The 18,470-nt window shown below is 66.3% G+C and carries 20 protein-coding genes and 2 tRNA genes; 19 read left to right on the forward strand and 3 right to left on the reverse strand.

Annotation, left to right across the window (positions count from 1 at the left end):
* Positions 1-3: 3 nt before the first annotated feature.
* The 5 genes from IE92_RS0114680 to IE92_RS0114705 all read left to right on the forward strand — a co-directional run bounded on the left by IE92_RS0114680 (position 4) and on the right by IE92_RS0114705 (position 3,621).
* Positions 4-882 (forward strand): amino acid ABC transporter permease, encoded by an 879-nt coding sequence (locus IE92_RS0114680; protein WP_245601313.1) that lies wholly within the window; start codon positions 4-6, stop codon positions 880-882.
* A complete protein-coding gene (locus IE92_RS0114685) occupies positions 879-1,634 on the forward strand; it encodes an amino acid ABC transporter ATP-binding protein (protein WP_030149260.1) in 756 nt (251 codons plus the stop codon). Before IE92_RS0114680 ends, IE92_RS0114685 begins: the two co-directional genes overlap by 4 nt.
* Before the next feature lie 83 nt (positions 1,635-1,717).
* The gene (locus IE92_RS0114690; protein WP_030149261.1) at positions 1,718-2,527 is read left to right on the forward strand and encodes an inositol monophosphatase family protein; all 810 of its coding nucleotides are present in this window, start codon (positions 1,718-1,720) and stop codon (positions 2,525-2,527) included.
* Positions 2,528-2,760: 233 nt separating this feature from the next.
* Positions 2,761-3,393, forward strand: a complete 633-nt coding sequence (locus IE92_RS0114700; protein WP_156027601.1) for a hypothetical protein — start codon at positions 2,761-2,763, stop codon at positions 3,391-3,393.
* Complete coding sequence (locus IE92_RS0114705) at positions 3,394-3,621, forward strand: helix-turn-helix domain-containing protein (RefSeq protein WP_030149264.1); 228 nt, start codon at positions 3,394-3,396, stop codon at positions 3,619-3,621.
* Between the two features lie 90 nt (positions 3,622-3,711).
* Here IE92_RS0114705 and rfbB read toward each other — a convergent pair whose 3' ends face one another.
* Positions 3,712-4,710, reverse strand: a complete 999-nt coding sequence (gene rfbB, locus IE92_RS0114710; RefSeq protein ID WP_030149265.1) for a dTDP-glucose 4,6-dehydratase — start codon at positions 4,708-4,710, stop codon at positions 3,712-3,714.
* 204 nt (positions 4,711-4,914) lie between these two features.
* On the opposite strand from rfbB, the gene IE92_RS0114715 reads away from it, so the two are divergent.
* Positions 4,915-4,986: transfer RNA gene (locus IE92_RS0114715), tRNA-Thr, on the forward strand.
* Positions 4,987-5,018: 32 nt separating this feature from the next.
* A tRNA-Met gene (locus IE92_RS0114720) sits at positions 5,019-5,095 on the forward strand.
* Positions 5,096-5,193: 98 nt separating this feature from the next.
* On the opposite strand, the gene wecB is transcribed toward IE92_RS0114720, so the two are convergent.
* Positions 5,194-6,315 carry a non-hydrolyzing UDP-N-acetylglucosamine 2-epimerase gene (wecB, locus tag IE92_RS0114725; RefSeq protein WP_030149266.1) on the reverse strand — a complete coding sequence of 374 codons (1,122 nt, stop codon included), beginning with the start codon at positions 6,313-6,315 and terminating at the stop codon, positions 5,194-5,196.
* A gap of 316 nt (positions 6,316-6,631) precedes the next feature.
* Here wecB and IE92_RS17495 point away from each other — a divergent pair, with 316 nt between their 5' ends.
* Genes IE92_RS17495 through IE92_RS17510 form a run of 4 tightly spaced genes read left to right on the forward strand, consistent with a single transcriptional unit; the run spans position 6,632 to position 9,378 of the window.
* Positions 6,632-7,258, forward strand: a complete 627-nt coding sequence (locus IE92_RS17495) for a GntR family transcriptional regulator (protein WP_051702003.1) — start codon at positions 6,632-6,634, stop codon at positions 7,256-7,258.
* 47 nt (positions 7,259-7,305) lie between these two features.
* A complete protein-coding gene (locus tag IE92_RS17500) occupies positions 7,306-8,004 on the forward strand; it encodes a GntR family transcriptional regulator (RefSeq protein ID WP_051702004.1) in 699 nt (232 codons plus the stop codon).
* A complete protein-coding gene (locus tag IE92_RS17505) occupies positions 8,004-8,705 on the forward strand; it encodes a GntR family transcriptional regulator (protein ID WP_051702005.1) in 702 nt (233 codons plus the stop codon). Before IE92_RS17500 ends, IE92_RS17505 begins: the two co-directional genes overlap by 1 nt.
* 7 nt (positions 8,706-8,712) lie before the next feature.
* Complete coding sequence (locus tag IE92_RS17510; protein WP_162178516.1) at positions 8,713-9,378, forward strand: GntR family transcriptional regulator; 666 nt, start codon at positions 8,713-8,715, stop codon at positions 9,376-9,378.
* 131 nt (positions 9,379-9,509) lie between these two features.
* Here the strand turns inward: IE92_RS17510 and IE92_RS0114750 are convergent, their stop codons facing one another.
* The gene (locus IE92_RS0114750; RefSeq protein WP_030149271.1) at positions 9,510-10,535 is read right to left on the reverse strand and encodes a LacI family DNA-binding transcriptional regulator; all 1,026 of its coding nucleotides are present in this window, start codon (positions 10,533-10,535) and stop codon (positions 9,510-9,512) included.
* A gap of 122 nt (positions 10,536-10,657) precedes the next feature.
* Here IE92_RS0114750 and uriH point away from each other — a divergent pair, with 122 nt between their 5' ends.
* From uriH to IE92_RS0114790, 8 genes are all read left to right on the forward strand, one after another.
* Complete coding sequence (uriH, locus tag IE92_RS0114755; RefSeq protein ID WP_211250801.1) at positions 10,658-11,614, forward strand: uridine-preferring nucleoside hydrolase UriH; 957 nt, start codon at positions 10,658-10,660, stop codon at positions 11,612-11,614.
* A complete protein-coding gene (gene uriT / locus IE92_RS0114760; protein ID WP_030149273.1) occupies positions 11,614-13,041 on the forward strand; it encodes a uridine transporter UriT in 1,428 nt (475 codons plus the stop codon). Before uriH ends, uriT begins: the two co-directional genes overlap by 1 nt.
* A gap of 111 nt (positions 13,042-13,152) precedes the next feature.
* The gene (locus tag IE92_RS0114765) at positions 13,153-14,088 is read left to right on the forward strand and encodes a ribokinase (protein ID WP_030149274.1); all 936 of its coding nucleotides are present in this window, start codon (positions 13,153-13,155) and stop codon (positions 14,086-14,088) included.
* Positions 14,089-14,224: 136 nt separating this feature from the next.
* Positions 14,225-15,511, forward strand: coding sequence for a hypothetical protein (locus IE92_RS0114770; protein WP_030149275.1), 1,287 nt, complete (start codon positions 14,225-14,227; stop codon positions 15,509-15,511).
* Between the two features lie 45 nt (positions 15,512-15,556).
* Positions 15,557-16,123: a histidine phosphatase family protein gene (locus IE92_RS0114775; protein WP_051702007.1), complete on the forward strand. Its 567-nt coding sequence runs from the start codon at positions 15,557-15,559 to the stop codon at positions 16,121-16,123.
* On the forward strand, positions 16,120-16,902 hold the full coding sequence (locus IE92_RS0114780; protein ID WP_030149277.1) for a sulfite exporter TauE/SafE family protein: 783 nt from the start codon (positions 16,120-16,122) through the stop codon (positions 16,900-16,902). The genes IE92_RS0114775 and IE92_RS0114780 overlap by 4 nt, the downstream gene beginning before the upstream one ends.
* Positions 16,903-16,970: 68 nt before the next feature.
* Positions 16,971-17,843, forward strand: a complete 873-nt coding sequence (locus IE92_RS0114785) for a VOC family protein (RefSeq protein ID WP_051702008.1) — start codon at positions 16,971-16,973, stop codon at positions 17,841-17,843.
* Positions 17,844-17,951: 108 nt separating this feature from the next.
* The gene (locus IE92_RS0114790; protein ID WP_030149279.1) at positions 17,952-18,344 is read left to right on the forward strand and encodes a hypothetical protein; all 393 of its coding nucleotides are present in this window, start codon (positions 17,952-17,954) and stop codon (positions 18,342-18,344) included.
* The last annotated feature ends 126 nt before the right edge of the window (positions 18,345-18,470 follow it).

An 18,470-nucleotide genomic window follows, 5' to 3' on the forward strand; every position in this document is an offset into this window, starting at 1 on the left:
CGCGTGAGCAGTACCTCGTCATCCGTGCCCGGCGCACCGGCTTTCAGCCCCTCGGGGGTTGAGCTGGACCGTCGTCGTTACCGTCGCACCCAGGGCAAACGCTCGGTTCTGATCAGCGTCGCCTCAACCGTGATTTTTGCGGTGGTGGTGCTCGGGGTACTGTTCAGCAGTTCCGGCTGGCCGCAGGTTCAGGAATCGTTCTTCGACTGGAATACCATGGTGTCCTCGGTCGGTCCGATCCTGGTGGGTCTGTGGCTGAACATTCAGGTCCTCGTGGTTGCGGCCATCGGGGTGGCGATCTTCGGATCCCTGCTGGCGATTGCCCGCACCCTGCGCGGTCCGATCTTCACCCCGATTCGCCTGCTGGCGGCCGGATACACGGATATTTTCCGTGGTGTTCCGGTCCTGCTGGTGCTGTATTTAGTGGGTTTCGGTCTGCCCGGGCTGAACCTGTTTGATCGGATGCCCGCGCAGTTCTGGGGCACCATCGCGCTGATCCTCTGCTATTCGGCCTATGTGGCGGAGGTGTTGCGAGCGGGCATCGAGGCGGTGCACCCCTCGCAGCGTCTCGCCGCCCGTGCGCTGGGTCTCAGCCACGCCAAGACCCTGCGCCTGGTGGTCATGCCCCAGGCCGTGCGAAAGGTCACCCCGGCCCTGATGAACGACTTCGTGTCGATGCAGAAGGACGTGGGTCTGATCTCGGTTCTCGGCGCGGTGGATGCGATTCGCGCCGCCCAGATTCAGGTCGCTCAGGAGTACAACTTCAGCCCCTACGTGGTGGCCGGCATCCTGTTTGTGCTGCTGTCGCTGCCGATGATTCGTCTCACCGACTGGTACACGGCGCGAGCGCAGAAGCGCGAGCAGATCGGAGGCGCGGTATGACCTCGTCCACTACGCCCGTCCTGCGGGTAGATAACGTCTGGAAGCTGTTTGGCGAGCACCCGGTGCTGCGCGGAATCTCCCTGGAGGTTGCCGCCCACGAGGTGGTGGTGCTGATCGGTGCCAGCGGTTCGGGTAAGTCCACGCTGTTGAAGACGATCAACCTGCTGGAGCCGGTCAACGACGGTCAGATCTTCCTCGGCGACGAGGACATCACCGATCCCCAGGTCAAACCGGACGCCGTGCGTGCCCAGGTGGGTGTGGTGTTCCAGCACTACAACCTGTTCCCGCATATGAGCGTGCTGGCAAACGTGGCCCTCGCCCTGCGCCAGGTCCACGGACAGGACAAGGCCACGGCCGAGGCGCGCGGCCTGGAACTGCTCACCCGGATCGGCCTGGGGGACAAGGCGGGCGAATACCCCGACCGGCTCTCCGGCGGTCAGCAGCAGCGCGTGGCCATTGCCCGAGCAATTGCCAGCGATCCGCGTCTGCTCCTGCTGGATGAGATCACCAGCGCCCTCGATCCGCAGCTCGTGGGGGAGGTGCTGGACCTGGTGCGTGAGCTGAAGAAGTCCGGCAGCACCATCCTGATGGCCACCCACGAGATGGGCTTTGCCCGTCGCGTGGCCGACCGCGTGGTGTTCCTCAAGGACGGCGTGATCGTCGAGGCGGGCACCCCGGAGCAGATCTTCGAGAACCCGCAGAACCCCGCCACCCGGGAGTTCTTGGCGCGGGTACTGAACCCGCTGGGGTAATCGGCGACACCGGAACACACGTGCACGCGGCGGGACACGGGCAAAACTGGCCCCGGGTCCCGCCGCGTGACAGTATTAACGCTATGTCCACACGTGAACTTCAGGATCTTGCCCGTGACATCGCCGTGGAGGCCGCCGCCCTGGCGCGCGCCCGCCGCGAGGAGGGGGTTCGGATCGCCCAGAGCAAGTCGTCGCCCGAGGACATTGTGACCGCCGCCGACCGTGAGGTCGAGGCCTTTGTGCGCTCGCGCCTGGCCGAGCTGCGCCCCGCCGATGGTTTCTTCGGTGAGGAGGGCGGCGCGGAATCGGGCAGCTCGGGTCTCACCTGGGTGGTCGACCCGATCGACGGCACCGTCAACTATGCCTACGGCATCCCCAACTACGCGGTCTCGGTGGCCGTGGTCGAGGGTGAAGCCGACCCCCACACCTGGACCGGCCTGGCCGGTGCCGTGGTGAACCCCGCCTCCGGCGAGACCTACCTGGGTGCGCGCGGCGAGGGTGCCACCCTCAACGGACGGACCCTGCACCGCGGGGACGTGCACGTGGACCTCAACCTGGCCCTGGTCGCCACCGGATTCTCCTACTCGGCCGAGCGTCGCATGTGGCAGACCGGCATCATGCAGCAGATGATGGGACGCGTGCGCGACTACCGTCGGATGGGTGCCGCCTCCCTCGATGGCGTGGGTGTGGCCGCCGGCTACACCGACGTGTACTACGAGGTCGGAACCAAGCCCTGGGATCACGCGGCCGCCACCATCATCGCCCGCGAGGCCGGTATCCGCGTCGAGGGAATCCGCGGTGCGGCCCCCGGGGCCGAGCTGGTGTTGGGCGCACTGCCGAGCCTGTTTGATGAGGTCCACGACCTGCTGATCGAATTCGGCATCGAGGGCTAAAACCCGCCCTTGCGGCCCCGGCCCCACCCCCGCTAGCATAACGATATTCGTTATGTAGTGGGGGTGGGGTTTGATGTTTGGGTGGTTGATTCCGTCGGCCGGGGTGGTGATCGTCGCGCTGATGATCCTGATGGTGGCCGCGTTTGCACGTTCGTCTCGGAGCGCACCGCTCGGCGATATCGAGGGCTCCGAGTACACGCGGTTGCGCTGGACCCGTAACCTGGCAGCGATCTTTGCCGCCGTCTGGGGGGCTGGGATCGCTGGTTCAGGCGGGCCAGTTCCTCTGGAGTTCTTCGTTTGAGCTGACCCTCCCGGTATGGTCGTTTTGGCCAAAAATCCCCGCGGGGGTCGAGACCAATCAGACCACGGCGACGGTACAGGGTGGCAGCATCAACGAGGTGATGGCCACGGTCGAGGGGCTGAATTTCGGGACGCGGGCGCTACTTGCGGGCGAGGTTTTGCTGCTGGCCTCGATGGCGGTGGTGACCCTGATTGGTGTGGCGCAGATCTGTGCCGGATTGCTGCGCGGGGAGGCGTTCCATGCGCGCGTGGTGTGGTGGCTGCCCACGGCCGCGTGGGTGTTCTTGGTTGCGGGCATCGGATCCCAGATTGTGGGCCAGTTCGGACGTAACCTGGCCTCCGCTCAGGCTTTCGATGTGCACTCGGGTTCCTGGCCCGACAGCTTGCCCTATGAAGGGTTAGAGGACATCCCGGGCATTTTCCGGCCGGGCTTTGGATTCTCCCTGGAATTCTGGCCGATCGGGGTGTGGCTGGTGCTGCTGGCGCTGGCCACGGCGTTTAGCGTGGGGTCGCGATTGGCCGCCTCGAACAGGCACCTGCGCCGCGAGGTGGAGGGCCTGGTCTAGATGCCGCCGGAGGAGGAGAGCGGGATCGTTACCGCGCTGGATGAGCTGTTGATCGCGCGGGGGATGACCCTGGTGGAGCTGTCGAAGATCGTGGGGGTGAGCGTGGTGAACCTGTCGATCCTGAAAAACAACCGGGCCCGAGCGATCCGCTTTTCCACGCTGAGCGCGCTGTGTCGGGCGCTGGAGTGTGAGCCGGGCGACCTGCTCAAACTCGATCCCGAGGCATAAAAATAGCCCTCGTTAAAACGGGGGCTATTTTTATGCGGGTTACTGACCCTGAGACTTGTACTTTGCTTCGAGTCGAGCGGCGTCCTTCGGCTACTGACCCTGAGACTTGTATTTGGCTTCGGTGGCGTCCTTCTCCGGTGCCCACCAGGCCTCGTTGTCGCGGTACCAGGCGATGGTGTCCGCCAGGCCGGCCTCGAAGTTGGAGAACTGCGGCTCCCAACCCAGCTCGTTGCGCAGACGGCTGGAGTCGATCGCGTAGCGCAGGTCGTGGCCGGGGCGGTCGTTGACGTGGTCGTAGGCGTCGCGCGGCTGGCCGAGGCCCTCGAGGATCATCTCGACGACGTCCTTGTTGTTCTTCTCGCCGTCGGCACCGATCAGGTAGGTCTCGCCGATGACACCCTTTTCCAGGATGGTCAGCACGGCCGAGGAGTGGTCGTTTGCGTGGATCCAGTCGCGCACGTTCTCGCCGGTGCCGTAGAGCTTGGGACGCTCGCCGCGCAGTACGTTGGTGATCTGACGCGGGATGAACTTCTCCACGTGCTGGTACGGACCGTAGTTGTTGGAGCAGTTGGAGATCGTGGCCTGCAGGCCGAACGAGCGGACCCAGGCACGCACCAGCAGGTCGGAACCGGCCTTGGTGGAGGAGTAGGGGCTCGAGGGGTTGTAGGGGGTCTCCGAGGTGAACTTATTGGGGTCGTCCAGCTCCAGGTCGCCGTACACCTCATCGGTGGAGATGTGGTGGAAGCGGGTGTTGTGCTTGCGGGCGGCCTCGATCAGCACATAGGTGCCGATGATGTTGGTGTCGAGGAACGGACGCGGGTCGTTCAGCGAGTTGTCGTTGTGGCTCTCGGCCGCGTAGTGCACGACGGCGTCGTGGGAGGCCACCAGGCCGTCAACCAGCTCGGCATCCTGGATGTCGCCCACCACGAGCTCGAAGCGGTCCTCGGGGAGCCCGGCCAGGGAGGCCCGGTTGCCCGCATAGGTGAGCTTGTCGAGCACGGTCACCGTGTGATCGGTGTTCGCGAGGACGTAGTGAACGAAATTAGAGCCGATAAACCCGGCACCGCCGGTTACAAGAAGTCTAGACACGCCCTTGATACTACCGGCCTCGGCGCAGATTCGCCTGAAATCGCCGGGAGGTGAGGCATTCGCGGGTGCGGACACGCCCATTTATGGGGGTGGGCAAAACGCCATTGCATCAGGGGTTTTGCGCGTTTTGACGCCTCGATTTCGTGACCGCAGTGCGTGCATGCTAATCTTTTCATGTGCCAAGCGCGAGAGTGCAAAGGCAGCGCCCCGATAGCTCAGTGGTAGAGCACTTCCATGGTAAGGAAGGGGTCGCCAGTTCAATCCTGGCTCGGGGCTCGTTCGCTTTCCTTCTATAGGGAGAGAAACGCGGCTGGGTAGCTCAGTTGGTGAGAGCGCACGACTCATAATCGTGAGGTCGCGGGTTCGAATCCCGCTCCAGCTACCAAACGCAACATAACCCGCATCCTTGGATGCGGGTTTTTTGTTGTTGCGGGGTAAACGAAGCGGGGCCGTGCGCCACTCGGCACACGACCCCGGAACGCGTTAGCGTGCCGCGAGGACCCGGGCGGCCTCGGCGATCTTCTTGCTTGCCTGACCGTCGCCGTAGGGCGAGGGGGTGTCCCGCAGTCGCGCGGCGGCCTCCTTGTCTGCCAGGGCCTCGTGAATGGCCTCGGCCAGGTCCAGCTCCGGGGTGATCAGCCGGGCAAAGCCGGCGCGGATGGACTCGGGGCGCTCGGTAGAGCGTCGCACCACCAGCAGTGGCTTCTTCAGAACGGTGACCTCCTCCTGAACCCCGCCGGAGTCCGATACCAGCAGGGTGGCCTCGGCGGCGAGGGCGAGGAAGTCGGCGTGACCGGTTCCGCGCAGCACCGTCACATGAGGGAGGTCCAGGTAGCGCTCCAGGCCAAACTGCTGGATCGCGTTCTCGGTGCGTGGGTGCAGGGTGAAGACCACCGGCAGCTCACTCTGGGCAAGGGTTGCGAGAATCCGCTCCAGGGCCGGGGCGGTGTCGGTGTTTTCGGGGCGGTGGATGGTGGTCAGGATGTATCCCGACGCCACGGTCTCGGCACCGATCAGGTGGGCCGCCTCATGCGCGCCCTGCTGCCGGGCCAGCTCGGTGGCCTCGACCACGGTATTGCCGGTGATGACCACGCGATGGGCATCTACGTTCTCGCGGCGCAGGTTCTCGGCATTTTCGGGGGTCGCGGCGCAGTGCAGGTCGGCGAGGGCACCCACCACGAGGCGGTTGATCTCCTCGGGCATGCCGCGGTCGAAGGAGCGCAGCCCAGCCTCGACGTGGACCACCGGAACCCCGAGGTAGTTACCCGCCTGGGCACCGATCGAGGTGCTGTTGGTGTCGCCCTGGACGATGACCGCCGCCACCGGGTGTTGGCGGAAGTGCTCGGTGAGTTCGGTGACCCCGGATCCGATCTGGACGCCGCGCACCGCGCCGGCCACCGAGGTCAGGGTGCGGTCGGGCTGACCGATGCCGAGGTCGCGGAAGAACTGTCCGGCCATCCCGTCATCCCAGTGCTGCCCGGTGTGGATGACGCGGGCCCGCGGTCCGAGCTCGCGGATGATTCCGGCTAGCTTGATGATTTCCGGGCGGGTGCCCAGGACGATTGCGATGTCGCCAAGTGAACGGTTGAGTGGCGTGGGAGTCATGACTCACTTTCGGGTTGAGGCGACGCCGGGCAGACCGCACGGAATCGGGGATCTGTGTCCCGGGCACGGGGCCGTCGATTCTGCGGGCGTCTCTTGGAGGTGGTGGAAGCCGCCGTCAACATGCCTTTAACCGAAATTGCAGCAACCGATATGTTATCGTACTGATGCGTCAACGCCGGTTGGAAAGCGTGACGCATATGAAGTGAAATGACGGCGGGAGTGGCCGTGAACCACTGGGCTGGGACGGTTGGTGTGAGCCGACTTTGTTCCCTCGAATCTCGCCGCATCACAATCGTGATTCGAGAAAGGCGACGCCATGCCCATTCCCCTCAGTTCGGGGCGACCGCCCGGTCGTGCGCTCCTGCGCGTACGCGCGCTGGATCGGCTCACCGAGGCAATCGTGGACGGAACACTTGAGCCGGGGGAGCGACTGCGGGATCAGGATCTCAGCGAGTGGCTCCAGGTTTCCCGCACGCCGATCCGAGAGGCGATCGCACGGCTGTCGGAAATTGGACTGATTGAGCTGGAGCCCAACCGATATACCCGTGTCACCGATCTCGATCCGGAGGCAATCAATGAGACCTGCCGTGCGCTGGGCACCATCGTCGCCGGGGCCCTGCTGAGGCAGCCCGAGCTATGGGTGAGCAGCGTCGAGGCGGCGGGGGTCAAGCATTTGCTGACCGGCCGGGCGGCACTTTCTCATTTCTGGCGGCTCACCGATCATCTGATTGCGACCGTGCGGAGCGAGCCCCTACAGACGGCGGTGGACGCCTACCGCCCGGTAATCTCGCGCGCGTCGACCCTGTGCATGGATGAATCGGATATTGACCGCTATCAACTGCTGCTGGCCTCGGCGGTCGAGTCTGCCGACCCGACCCGGGCGGCGCGGACCTATCAGGGCCTGTTGGAGTCCCTTATCGGGGAGAGAATTCGGCCGAAATAGGCGTTTTTAGATAACCGATATTCAATATATTGACATAGTATTTTGCTATGTCGAACTTTGTAGTTCCCGCACGTGTGACCCGTACTCCGGTGCGGGAAATTGTCTACGACAGCCTCCTGGATCTGATGAGCCGTGGCGAGCTGGTGCCGGGCGAAATCATTCGGGATGAGGAGATTGCCACCTGGCTCGGGGTGTCTCGGCCTCCGGTGCGCGAGGCGCTGGCAATGCTCGAAGCCAATGGTTTTGTAAACTCCCGAATCAACGGCGGCGTGCGGATCGCCGAGGAGAGTGACCGCGACATCGCGATTCGCGAGCGCATGCTGGTCTCGCTCCTCTCCATCGCCGCCGAGGCTGTGGTGCTTCCGCTGCGGGGGGGCGATCGGGCCCGCGTGGATGCGGCCTACGCGCGGGTGAGTGAACAGACCTCTACCGGCACCGATGCCCTGCTCGCGGTGGTGGAGTTCGACCGCGTGATGATCGATCTCGCACACTCGGCCACCCTGACCAAGGCCTACCGTGATCGGCTGATGCCGATGCAGATTCGGTTGGCCAATTCCGGCACCTCGGTGCGCGGACTGGGGCGTGATCGCGAGGATGTGCGGGGGATTTACGAGCTGCTGATCGGCGCGGATCATCCGGCGCTGATGGCCAGGCTTGAGGGCCTGCGGGCCGGAGCGGTCGCGGTGTTGCTGGATGCCCGCGCCCAGGATGGTGCGGAACCCGTCGAGGATGAGGAGGTGGCCTGATGCCGATTCCTACCCGTCAGGCACCGCCGGTGGCGCGTCCGCGGATCGCCGATGAGATCGCCCAGATGCTCGAGGAAATGATCATCAGCGGTGCGCTTCCGCCGGGCACCCCTCTCACCGATGAGGGGTTGGCCGAGCGGTTTGGTGCCTCCCGCACCCCCGTGCGGGAGGCGCTCAACCTGCTGTCGGCCCAGGGGTTTGTCATTACCGTGCCCCAGCGCGGAACCACGGTCTCTCCGGTCGAGCCCACGCTGTTTCGGGACGCGATCCAGGTGTATCACTCGCTGTTCGCACTGGCGCTTGCCGAGGCGACCCCGCTGCTCACGGTCGAGGATGCCAAACGCCTCACCCGTACCCGCGACACCCACTTGGCCAACGTGGAGGCGGGCCAGGCGTCGCTCAGGCACAACGATATTTCGGATGCGTTCTACGGTGTGTATTTTGACCGCTACAACAACCGTGTGCTCGATCAAATCCGTGCCCGGGTGTCCCCTCAGCTCCGCCGGGCGTTCATCGTCTTCGGCGGCCGTATCGAGGCCTGCGCGGCCGAGTCCCAGACGATTTTCCGCGAGCTGATTGATGCCTCGCTGCGTGGCGATGCCGATGCGGCGGTTGAGGCGCTGGAACGACACACGGCCCTCATCCTGACGGCGCTGGCCGTCGAGGAAACTTCTCCCACCCACCATACCGAGGGGTCCTAGGATGCCGTTGCCCACTCCGCGCACCCGAGTCGTGCGCAAAACCCTGGCCGACAGCGTCTATGACGATCTGTACGACGCGATCCTCAGCGGAGACCTCGCCCCCGGCGAGATCCTGAACGATAAGGCGATTGCCGAGACCTACGGGATGTCGCGGACCCCGGTTCGGGAGGCGCTGCGCAAGCTGAGCCTGTATCAGCTGGTGGAGATGGTGCCCAGCAAGTACAACCGGGTCATGCCCAGCGACGAGCGCAGCATTCTTGAGGCTGCCAACACCATGTACGGCCTGTACGAGGTGTGTGTGCGCGAGGGGATCGCGCATGTGGATGAGGCGGCGCGCACGAAGCTTGAACGGCTGGCGGCGAGTATCGCCGTGGCCGCCAAGGATGAGGATCGACGTCCCCTCACCGAGGACAGCTACCAGTACTTCAGGCTCCTGGCCGAGCTCAGCGGCAACGTGCTGTTGCCGGATCTGTTGCATCAGGTTGCGCCACAGGCTTCTCGGGTGCTGGCACCCCGGGCCGGGGTCAGTGCTCCCGACATCGTGGGTAAGACCTTTGCGGCGATCCATCGAGCCGTGCTGGACGGGGACCGGGACGCGGCACTGGTGGCGCTGCACACGATGACCGAGCCCAGTCGCGAGGCGTTTCGCCGGCTGATGCGCGAGGTCGACTAGGCGGTCTGGCTGCGTGCCGGACCAGCCGGTGTTGCGGTGTTTTAGGCGGTCTGGCTGCGTGCCGGGCCAGCCGGTGTTGCGGTGTTTTAGGCGGTCTGGCTGCGTGCCGGGCCAGCCGGTGTTGCGGTTGCCTAGGCGGTCGAGCCTCGGACGATTAGGGTTGCCCCCAGCAGCGGGGTTTCCACCGGGTCGGGGGTGAGGCGCTGCGCCTGCAGGGCCTGCACCGCCCCGCGGCCGAGCGCCTCGCCGGGAAGTTCGACGGTGGTCAGCGCGGGGGAGACGATCGCCGAGGCCGGGAGGTTATCGAACCCGGTGACCGCGAGATCCTTGGGGACGCGCACGCCGAGGGAGCGGGCGGCGCTCAGTACACCGTAGGCGTGGGAGTCGGTGGCACAGACCAGGGCGGTCACCCCGGCATCGCGCCAGGTGGGCCAGAACCGGGCAAACACCGCGGCCGCCGCATCGGGGTCGATCAGGCTCGCGGCCTCGGGCAGGGCGACGTACTCGATGCCGCGTTCCCGGGCGCCGTTTTCCACCAGGATGCGGCGCAGCTCGAAAGTTTCGGTGCGGGTGCGGCTGTCGAGGTAGCCGATCCGGGTGTGGCCGCGCTCGGCCAGGTGATCCAGCAGGGCACTGATCCCATCGGCCAGGTCGAAGTTCACGGTGGTGGCCTGGGTTTCGCGGCCCGGGGCGTCGAGGAGCACCAGCGGTGCGCCGGCGGGAAGGTCGCGCAGGAAGGCATCGTCGGGGGCCTCGACCAGGATGCCCGCGGGGCGCAGGGCGATCAGCCGGTGCACGTCCGAGGCGCTGGGGTTTCGTCCCTCACCGGTGACCGAGAGCAGCAGCTGAAACTCGCTGCCGAGCTCGTTCTTGATGCCCGAGATGACCCGGCCGTAAAACGGGTTGGAGAGGTCCGGGGCGATCAGGATGACCACGTTGCTGGTCCCGCGGGCCAGCGAGGAGGCCGTGTGATCCACCACATAGCCGAGGGATTCCACGGCGTTTTGCACCCGCTCGATATTGGCGTCGGAGACGCGGCCGGCGGTTTTTCCGTTGACCACGAGTGAGACGGTGGCAATCGAGGTGCCGGCGAGTTCGGCTACCTGTGCGGCCGTCACCCGGCGTGGGCGCGGGACGGCGGACGGGGTGCGTGGCATTCGTTTAGTCTAGCGCCGCCGCGGAATCCGGCGAACAAGTGTACGTCAAGCGATTAACGTGTTATCGTAAAGCGCTTGACGTTACTCGCACCGCCCTCCCCCAGTGGTGCCCTGCCCCAAGGATGTGGAAAATGACCAAGAAGATTATTCTGGACTGTGACCCCGGACACGATGACGCGGTAGCCCTGCTGCTGGCCCACGGTAACCCGGAGATCGAACTGCTCGCGGTGACCACCGTGGTGGGAAACCAGACCCTGCCCAAGGTGACGCACAACGCCCTGTCCGTTGCCCGCGTCGCCGGAATCACCGGTGTGCCCTTCGCCGCCGGTGCCTCACGCCCGCTGGTGCGCGACATCGAGGTGGCCCCCGACATTCACGGTGAGTCCGGACTGGACGGCCCCGTGCTGCCCGAGCCGACCATCGAGCTGGACCCGCGCCACGCGATCGACCTGATCATCGACACCATCATGGCCCACGAGCCCGGCACCGTGACCCTGGTTCCGACCGGTGGCCTCACCAACATCGCGATGGCCGCGCGCAAGGAGCCGCGCATCGTCGAGCGGGTCAAGGAGGTTGTCCTGATGGGTGGCGGTTACCACGTGGGTAACTGGTCGGCCGTCGCCGAGTTCAACATCAAGATCGACCCCGAGGCCGCTCACATCGTCTTCAACGAGTCCTGGCCGGTTGTCATGGTGGGTCTCGACCTGACCCACCAGGCCCTCGCCACCGACGAGGTTGCCGCCCAGATCGCCGCCGTGGGCACCAAGCCCGCCAAGTTCGTGGGCGAGCTGCTGGACTTCTTCGCCCTCGCCTACAAGGACGCCCAGGGATTCACCGCACCCCCGGTTCACGACCCGTGCGCCGTGGCCTACGTGATCGACCCGACCATCGTGAAGACCGTCAAGGTCCCGATCGACATCGAGCTCACCGGCACCCTGACCCTCGGGATGACCGTCGCCGACTTCCGCGCCGCGGCCCCCGAGGACTGCAACACCTGGGCAGCCACCGAGCTGGACGCCCCGCGCTTCTGGAACCTCGTCACCGAGGCCCTGGAGAACATCGGCGAGGTTGACTTCTAATGAACACCCTCGCCCAGAAGCCCGCCGTGCGCGTGGGCGCACTGATGGCCGCGCTGCTGGCGGCGTGTGTCGCCTTCCAGCTCAACGCCTCGATGCTGAGCCCCGCCCTGGTCACGATGGCCAAGGAGCTGAACACCGACGACGCGACCATCGGTCTGTCGCAGACCATGTTCTTCACCGCCGCGGCACTGTTCTCGCTGTTCCTCCCGCGCCTGAGTGACATCATCGGCCGCAAGCGTGTCCTGCTAGGCATGCTCGTGCTGATGGCCATCGGTACCGTCGTGGCCGCGCTGGCCACCAACGTCGAGATGCTGTTTGTGGGCCGCATCATCCAGGGTGTGACCGGGCCCGTCGTGCCGGTAACCCTGCTGATGCTCCGCAACGAGATCACCGAGCCCAAGCGCTACGGCACGATGATGGGAATCATCACCGCCGTCAACGGTGGTATCGCCGGTATCGACGCCCTCGCCGGCGGCTGGCTCGTCTCCAACCACGGTTTCCGTTCGGTGTTCTGGACCATGGCCATTGTCGCCGTGCTGGCCATCGTGTTTGTGCTCCTGTGGGCACCCGAGAGCCGCCCGTCCAAGGGCACCAAGATGGACTGGTGGGGTGTGCTGCCGCTGGTCGTCTCGATCGGTTCCCTGTTGACCTTCCTGAACTTCCTGGGTGCCGCCAATGACTCCAACTGGTACATCATCTGGGCGCTGCCGGTGCTGGGTCTGGTGTCCTTCTGGGTGTTCTGGATCCTCGAGTCCAAGCTCGCCGCACCGCTGGTCCCGCCGCGCTACCTCAAGCAGCGCTCGAGCTGGGCCCTGCTGGTTACCACGCTGCTCACCATGACCGGTGTGTTCGCGGTGGTCAACGGTCTGGTTGCCTCGCTCGCGCAGAACGCTCAGGCGGGCTTCGGCCTGGAAGCCGACCTCACCTCGCTGGCCTTCCTGATGCCGTATGCGGTGGCCGGATGGATCGTCGGTCCGTTCGCGGGCCGCCTGGCCCCGACCTTCGGGTACCTCAACGTGATGCGGGTCGGTATGGCCGGCACCATTGTGGGCACCATCGTGATGGCGTTCGTGGGTGTGCACTCGCTGCCGGTCCTGATCATCACCACGATCCTGCTGGGTATCACCTATGCGGGTATCGGAAACATCATGCTCAACGGTCTGGGCATCGTGCTCTCGCCCAAGGACAACCCCGGCTTCCTGCCGGGTCTGAACGCCGGTGCGTTCAACCTGGGTGCGGGTCTGAGCTTCGCGATCCTGCCCGCCGTGCAGCTGATCTTCACGGTTCAGGGTGACCCCACCTCGACCACCGGATACACCGCGGGCATGCTCGCCGGTGCGATCATCTCGCTGGCCGGTTTCGCGATGAGCTTCCTCATCCCGGCACCGAAGGACGCCGAGGTTTCGGCGCCGGTCGCCACCAAGTAGTCGATCCCTCATATCCTAGGGACGGGTCCCCGTCGGCCACCGCCGATGGGGACCCACACGTATTACCATCCCCTCACCCCACCACCCGCCCGGGTAGGAAAGGACACCCCCATGACCGACGGTCAGATTCTTGTGGTTGGCTCCCTGAACGCCGACCTCGTGGTGCAGACTGCACGCTTCCCGCAGCCCGGCGAAACCCTCACCGGGTCCGAGCTCCGGGTGATCCCCGGCGGTAAGGGCGCGAACCAGGCGGTAGCAGCGGGGCGTCTGGGCGGAAACGTGGCGATGGTGGGGGCGCTGGGATCCGACGCCAACGGCCAGTTGCTGCGCGAGTCCGTCGAGGCCTCGGGCGTGGATACCACGCACGTGGCCACCCTGGCGGATGTGGCCACCGGAACCGCGGTGATCACCGTGGACGCCGAGGGCGAAAACACCATCATCGTCTCCCCGGGTGCCAACGGCCGCCTGGGGGTGGCCGAGCTGGATGCGGCGGCGAGCCTCTTTGAGCGCGCCTCGATCCTCTGCCTGTGCCTGGAAATCGACATCGACGTGGTGCTCGAATCCGCCCGTCGCGCCCGCGCCGCCGGGGCCCAGGTTCTGCTGAACCTCTCGCCCTACGGCCCGGTGCCCGCCGAGCTGCTGGAGCTGACCGACATCCTGCTGATCAACGAGCACGAGGCCGCCGATCTGCTGGGTCTCACCCCCGAGCAGGTGCTGACCGCCGGCGGCGAGCAGACCCGGGCCGCACTCACCGAGCACGGGATTCCGCGCGCGGTGATCACCGCGGGGGCCGCCGGAAGCATCGTGTTTGACACCGAGGCGGATGCGGTTGCCGTGTCCTCCCCGAAGGTCAACGCGGTGGACACCACCGGCTGCGGCGACGCCTTCATGGGGGCGCTCGCCCTGCGCCTGGCCGCCGGTGACGTCCTCGCCGAGGCCGCCGGATATGCGGCGACCGTGGGCAGCTTTGCGGCCACCGGCGCGGGTGCGCAGGCGTCCTATCCGACGCCGGAGCAGCTCGCCGAATTTGTCGCCTCGCACCGCTAGATCCTCACGCGCAGCGCCGGTGTGCCCCTCGGGGTGCGCCGGCGCCCGGTAGTTAACGGGGTAATTCCCTGGGGTGTTTGCCACACCGATTGCGCCAGGCCGGACTAGGGTGGAGGCCAAGACCGGGGGAGGCGGCATGGTGGTAGAGGACGGCGGCGCGGCATCACGGATCGATTCGAGTGCGCAGACGGGGCTCGGCGGGACGGCCGAGCAGGGTAATCCGGGCGTGGGCGGGACTCTGGGGGAGGCCGGCACGACGGTTCCGCTGGTCAATCCGAGCCTGGGCCTGGCGATCCTGCGCGAGCAGGAACGCTACTGGGCCACCCTCGGCCGGCACGTGATGGGGGCGGCGTTCCCACTCGCGGGGATCGCGATCCTTGCCGGGGTGGGGGAGCTCAGCCGCGGCAGCGCCACCGATATCTCGCTCCGCTTCGAAATCTCCACCGGGTCGGCGCTCGGGGCGCTGGGCATCCTGGCCACGATCATCGTGGCCCTGCAGATTGCCGTGCGCACGCCCGGGGACGATCCCGACGATGCGGTGCCCGAGCAGCTGGCCCGGCAGCGGGTGCTGGAATCCCTGGCCGAGGTCGCGGGCATGGCGGCCATCGCCGTCGCTGTGGCCACCGCCATCGCCAATTTCCCCGTGGACAGCGTGGTGGACATCCCCGCGCAGTTTGGCCCGCCCTTCGGGGGGCTGCTGCTGGCGGTGCTTGCCGCCGATGCGGCCTGTGCGTCGGAGAACCGGCTGGATCCGCTGGTGCGTCGGGCCTCCCGCAAGATCGTACTGGCGCGGATCGACCTGCTACTGCGCAGCCACGCGGATCTGCGCACGTCGCCGTTCTGGCTGCGCCTCGCCCAGATCATCTTTGTGGTGGTGGGGGTGCCCGCCGGAGTCACCGCGATCTCGGTGCTGCTGTGGCCCGCCACCACCCAGTGGAGCATCCCGGTGCGGGCGTCGACCCTGGTGTTCCTGACCGTCTTCTACGCGGTGGGCAGCACGCTCTACGTGCAGGCGCGGCTGCGTCGGCAGACGATTCGGGCGGTCGAGGTGGGTGTCGTGGTGATCGGGGTGGGTGCCACCACCGTGAGCATTATTGCCGCGCTGGGACTGGGCGGCAGCCTGCACGATATCGTGCTGTCCGATACCCGCGGCCTGATCGTGCACATTCTTGCCTCAAGCTTCCTGGTCTTCTCCCCGCTGGTGGTGGTGTTCCTGCTGTGTGGACGACTACCAGGTGGGTATCCGGGGCTCGGACTGGACGCGATCCTGGTGATGTCCCGCTTCCGGCTGCGGCAGGAACGCGGCACCGCCGCCGCCCCGCGCCGAGCCTACGGTCGCTGGGTCTGGATCGGCGTCGCGGTACTGGCGGTGCTCGGGGTCGCCTGGGTCGTGACCCTGTACGTCCTGAACCCCGAGCTGTAACCGTGCCGGGGTAGTCTGCTGGAAGAGAATAGGAAGGCTTCACCCATGCAGATCACCCTCATTCGCCACGGTCAAACCGACTGGAACCACCAGCGCAGGCTGCAGGGTGCCACCGATGTGCCCCTGAACGAGACCGGGCGGGAGCAGGCGCGCACGGCCGGTGCCACCCTGCCGCGTGCCTTTGACGTGGTGACCTCCTCCCCGCTGGGGCGCGCCCGCGAGACCGCGGCGCTGCTGGCGGCCCAGCTCGACCTGGAGGTTGTGGGGGCGTATCCCGCGATCACCGAGCGCTCGTTTGGCGAGGCCGAGGGTAAGACCGGTCCCGAGGTTTTGGAGCTGTGGCCGGATCGGAACTACCCGGGGCAGGAATCCGAGCAGGACCTGGTCGCGCGTGCGCTGGTGGGGCTGGACGAGATCGCCGCCGCACACCCGGGGGAGCGGGTGCTGGCGGTCAGCCACGGCGCGCTGATCCGTCTGCTGACCGAGGCGGTGTCGGGGGCCGGACGCGAGCCCGTGGCAAACCTGGAACCGGTGTCCTTTGAGCGGGTCGGACAGACCTGGCGCGTGGTGGCAACCCCCGCGGGCTCGGTCGACTCGGCGCTCTCGGCGTGAGCGCGACCGCCTCTCGCCGCATCACCTGGCTGATCGTGATCGGCCTCGCGGCCGGATTCCTCTCGGGCCTGTTTGGAGTGGGTGGCGGCATCCTGATGGTGCCCGCGCTGATCTTCCTGGCCGGGTTCGATAATCGAAAGGCCGCCGGAACCTCGCTCGCGGCGATCGTGCCCACCTCGCTGGTGGGGGTCTTCAGCTATGCCGGGTCGGGGGAGGTGCACTGGGTGGCCGGGCTGATCCTGGCCGCGGGCTCGGTGGTGGGTGCGCAGATCGGCGCGTTCCTGCTGGAACGGATCCCCAAGCGGGCGCTGCAGTGGGCCTTCATCGCCTTCCTGGTGGTGGTGATCGTGCAGCTGTTCCTGGTGGTTCCGGTGCGCGGGGCCGCGATCGAATTACACCCGGGATCGATTGTCGGGCTGGTGGGGCTGGGCCTGGCTACCGGCATTCTCTCGGGACTGCTGGGCATCGGCGGCGGGATCATCATCGTGCCGATGCTGGTGATGCTCTTCGGGGCGAGCGACCTGCTGGCCAAGGGTACCTCGCTGCTAATGATGATCCCCACCGCGATCTCGGGCACCGTGGGCAACGTGATCCGCCGCAACGTGGATCTGCCGGCCGCGGCCATCGTCGGGGTCTCGGCGTGTGTGACCACGGCGCTGGGATCCACCGTCGCCAAGCTGCTGAGCCCGGAGGTGGCGAACATCCTGTTTGCCGCGTTTATCGCGGTGATCGCGGCGCGGATGATCCTACAGATTGTGCGCGAGCGTCGCTCCCGCTAGTTACTTGACGCTTCAACTATTCGGGGGTATCTTTTAGTTGTAGCTTTAACTAATTGAGGGAGCGTGTGATGAGTACCGAGAACATTCTGGCGGCCGGAACACAGATGGGTGAGGTCGAGCTTTTGGTGCGCGACCTGGACCTGATGACGCGCTTCTATCACGAGGCCGTGACCCTCGATGTGCAGCAGGCCGAGGGCGACACCGTGATCCTCGGTCGCGACGGCATCTCGGCGCTCAAGCTGCGTCGCGAAACCGACCTGCCGCCGCTGCGTCCTGGGGATGCGGGCCTCTACCACTCGGCCCTGCTCTTTCCCGACCAGTCTTCGCTGGCGCTCGCCGTGGCCACGGTCGCGAGTCGTGAGCCGCATTCCTTCTCGGGGAGCGCCGATCACCTCTACAGCGAGGCGTTCTACTTTGACGACCCCGAGGGCAACGGGCTCGAACTCTACCGCGACCGTCCGCGCGACCAGTGGACCTACGAGGCTGGCGGACGCATCCGCGGGGCCACGCTGCCGCTGGATCCCAACGCGTTCCTGCGCACCCACCTCACCGAGGACGTGATCGCCGCACCGCCGCGCGAGGGCATGACCCTCGGCCACATTCACCTGCAGGTCGGCAACCTCGACCAGGCCCGATCCTTCTATGTGGACACCCTCGGATTCGAGATCAAGACCGAGCTGCCGCAGGCCCTGTTCATCTCGGCCGGCGGATACCACCACCACATCGGGATGAATACCTGGCGCAGCAACGGCGCGGGTCCCCGCGCCGCGACCTTTGGGCTGGGGATCGTGGACATCACCGTGCCCGCCCGGGTGGATATCGATGCGCTGGCCTCCCGCCTCACCTTCGCCGGGATCCAGTTCGGCTTCGACGGCCAGACCCTGCTCTTCGAGGACCCCTGGAAGACCAAACTGCGGGTGCGCGCGGCAGAGCTGAGCTAGGGTTCGCGCGAAGCTGGATATTGCACAAAACGCTTACGTCCTGACGACAGCGACTTTGATGAGATGAACTCGTAGCCACCACCCGGTGGCAGAAAAACGAGGGAAATCATGTTTAGCAAGACTCAGAAGATCCTGACCGGTTCCGCGCTGGCACTCGGCGTGGGTGTGCTCGGGATTGTCGCCGCCGGGGCGGCGAATGCGGCCGATTCCGGCAGCAAGGACGATGCGGGCGCTCACGCGGTCCAGCTCAAGGAGGTGCCCGGCGTCAAGCTCCCCACCGACGCACCGAAGGGTACCGCCATCGAGGTTGGTCCGGTGGATGCACAGAAGCTCCTCAAGGACGCCGGACATAACGTCACCGGTTCCTCCACCCTGGTCCCGGTTCCGGGCGTGAAGCTGCCCACCGATGTGAAGATCGGTCACGCGACCGTGGTGGGCCCGATCGATCCCGCGACCATTCCCGCGGGCCCGCACACCACCGCTCCGGCGCCGAAGGCATAGCCCGCGGCGGCGGTTCGGGACAACGGCACGGGCCGTCGGGTGTGACACCACTCGGCGGCCCGTGTCGTTGTGTCTGCTCGGGGTGACTTGCAGCAACGAGGTCGACGGCCCGTGTCGTTGTGTCTG

This window comes from Mycetocola saprophilus, from assembly GCF_000718085.1.
GTDB classification, from domain to species: Bacteria; Actinomycetota; Actinomycetes; order Actinomycetales; family Microbacteriaceae; genus Mycetocola; species Mycetocola saprophilus.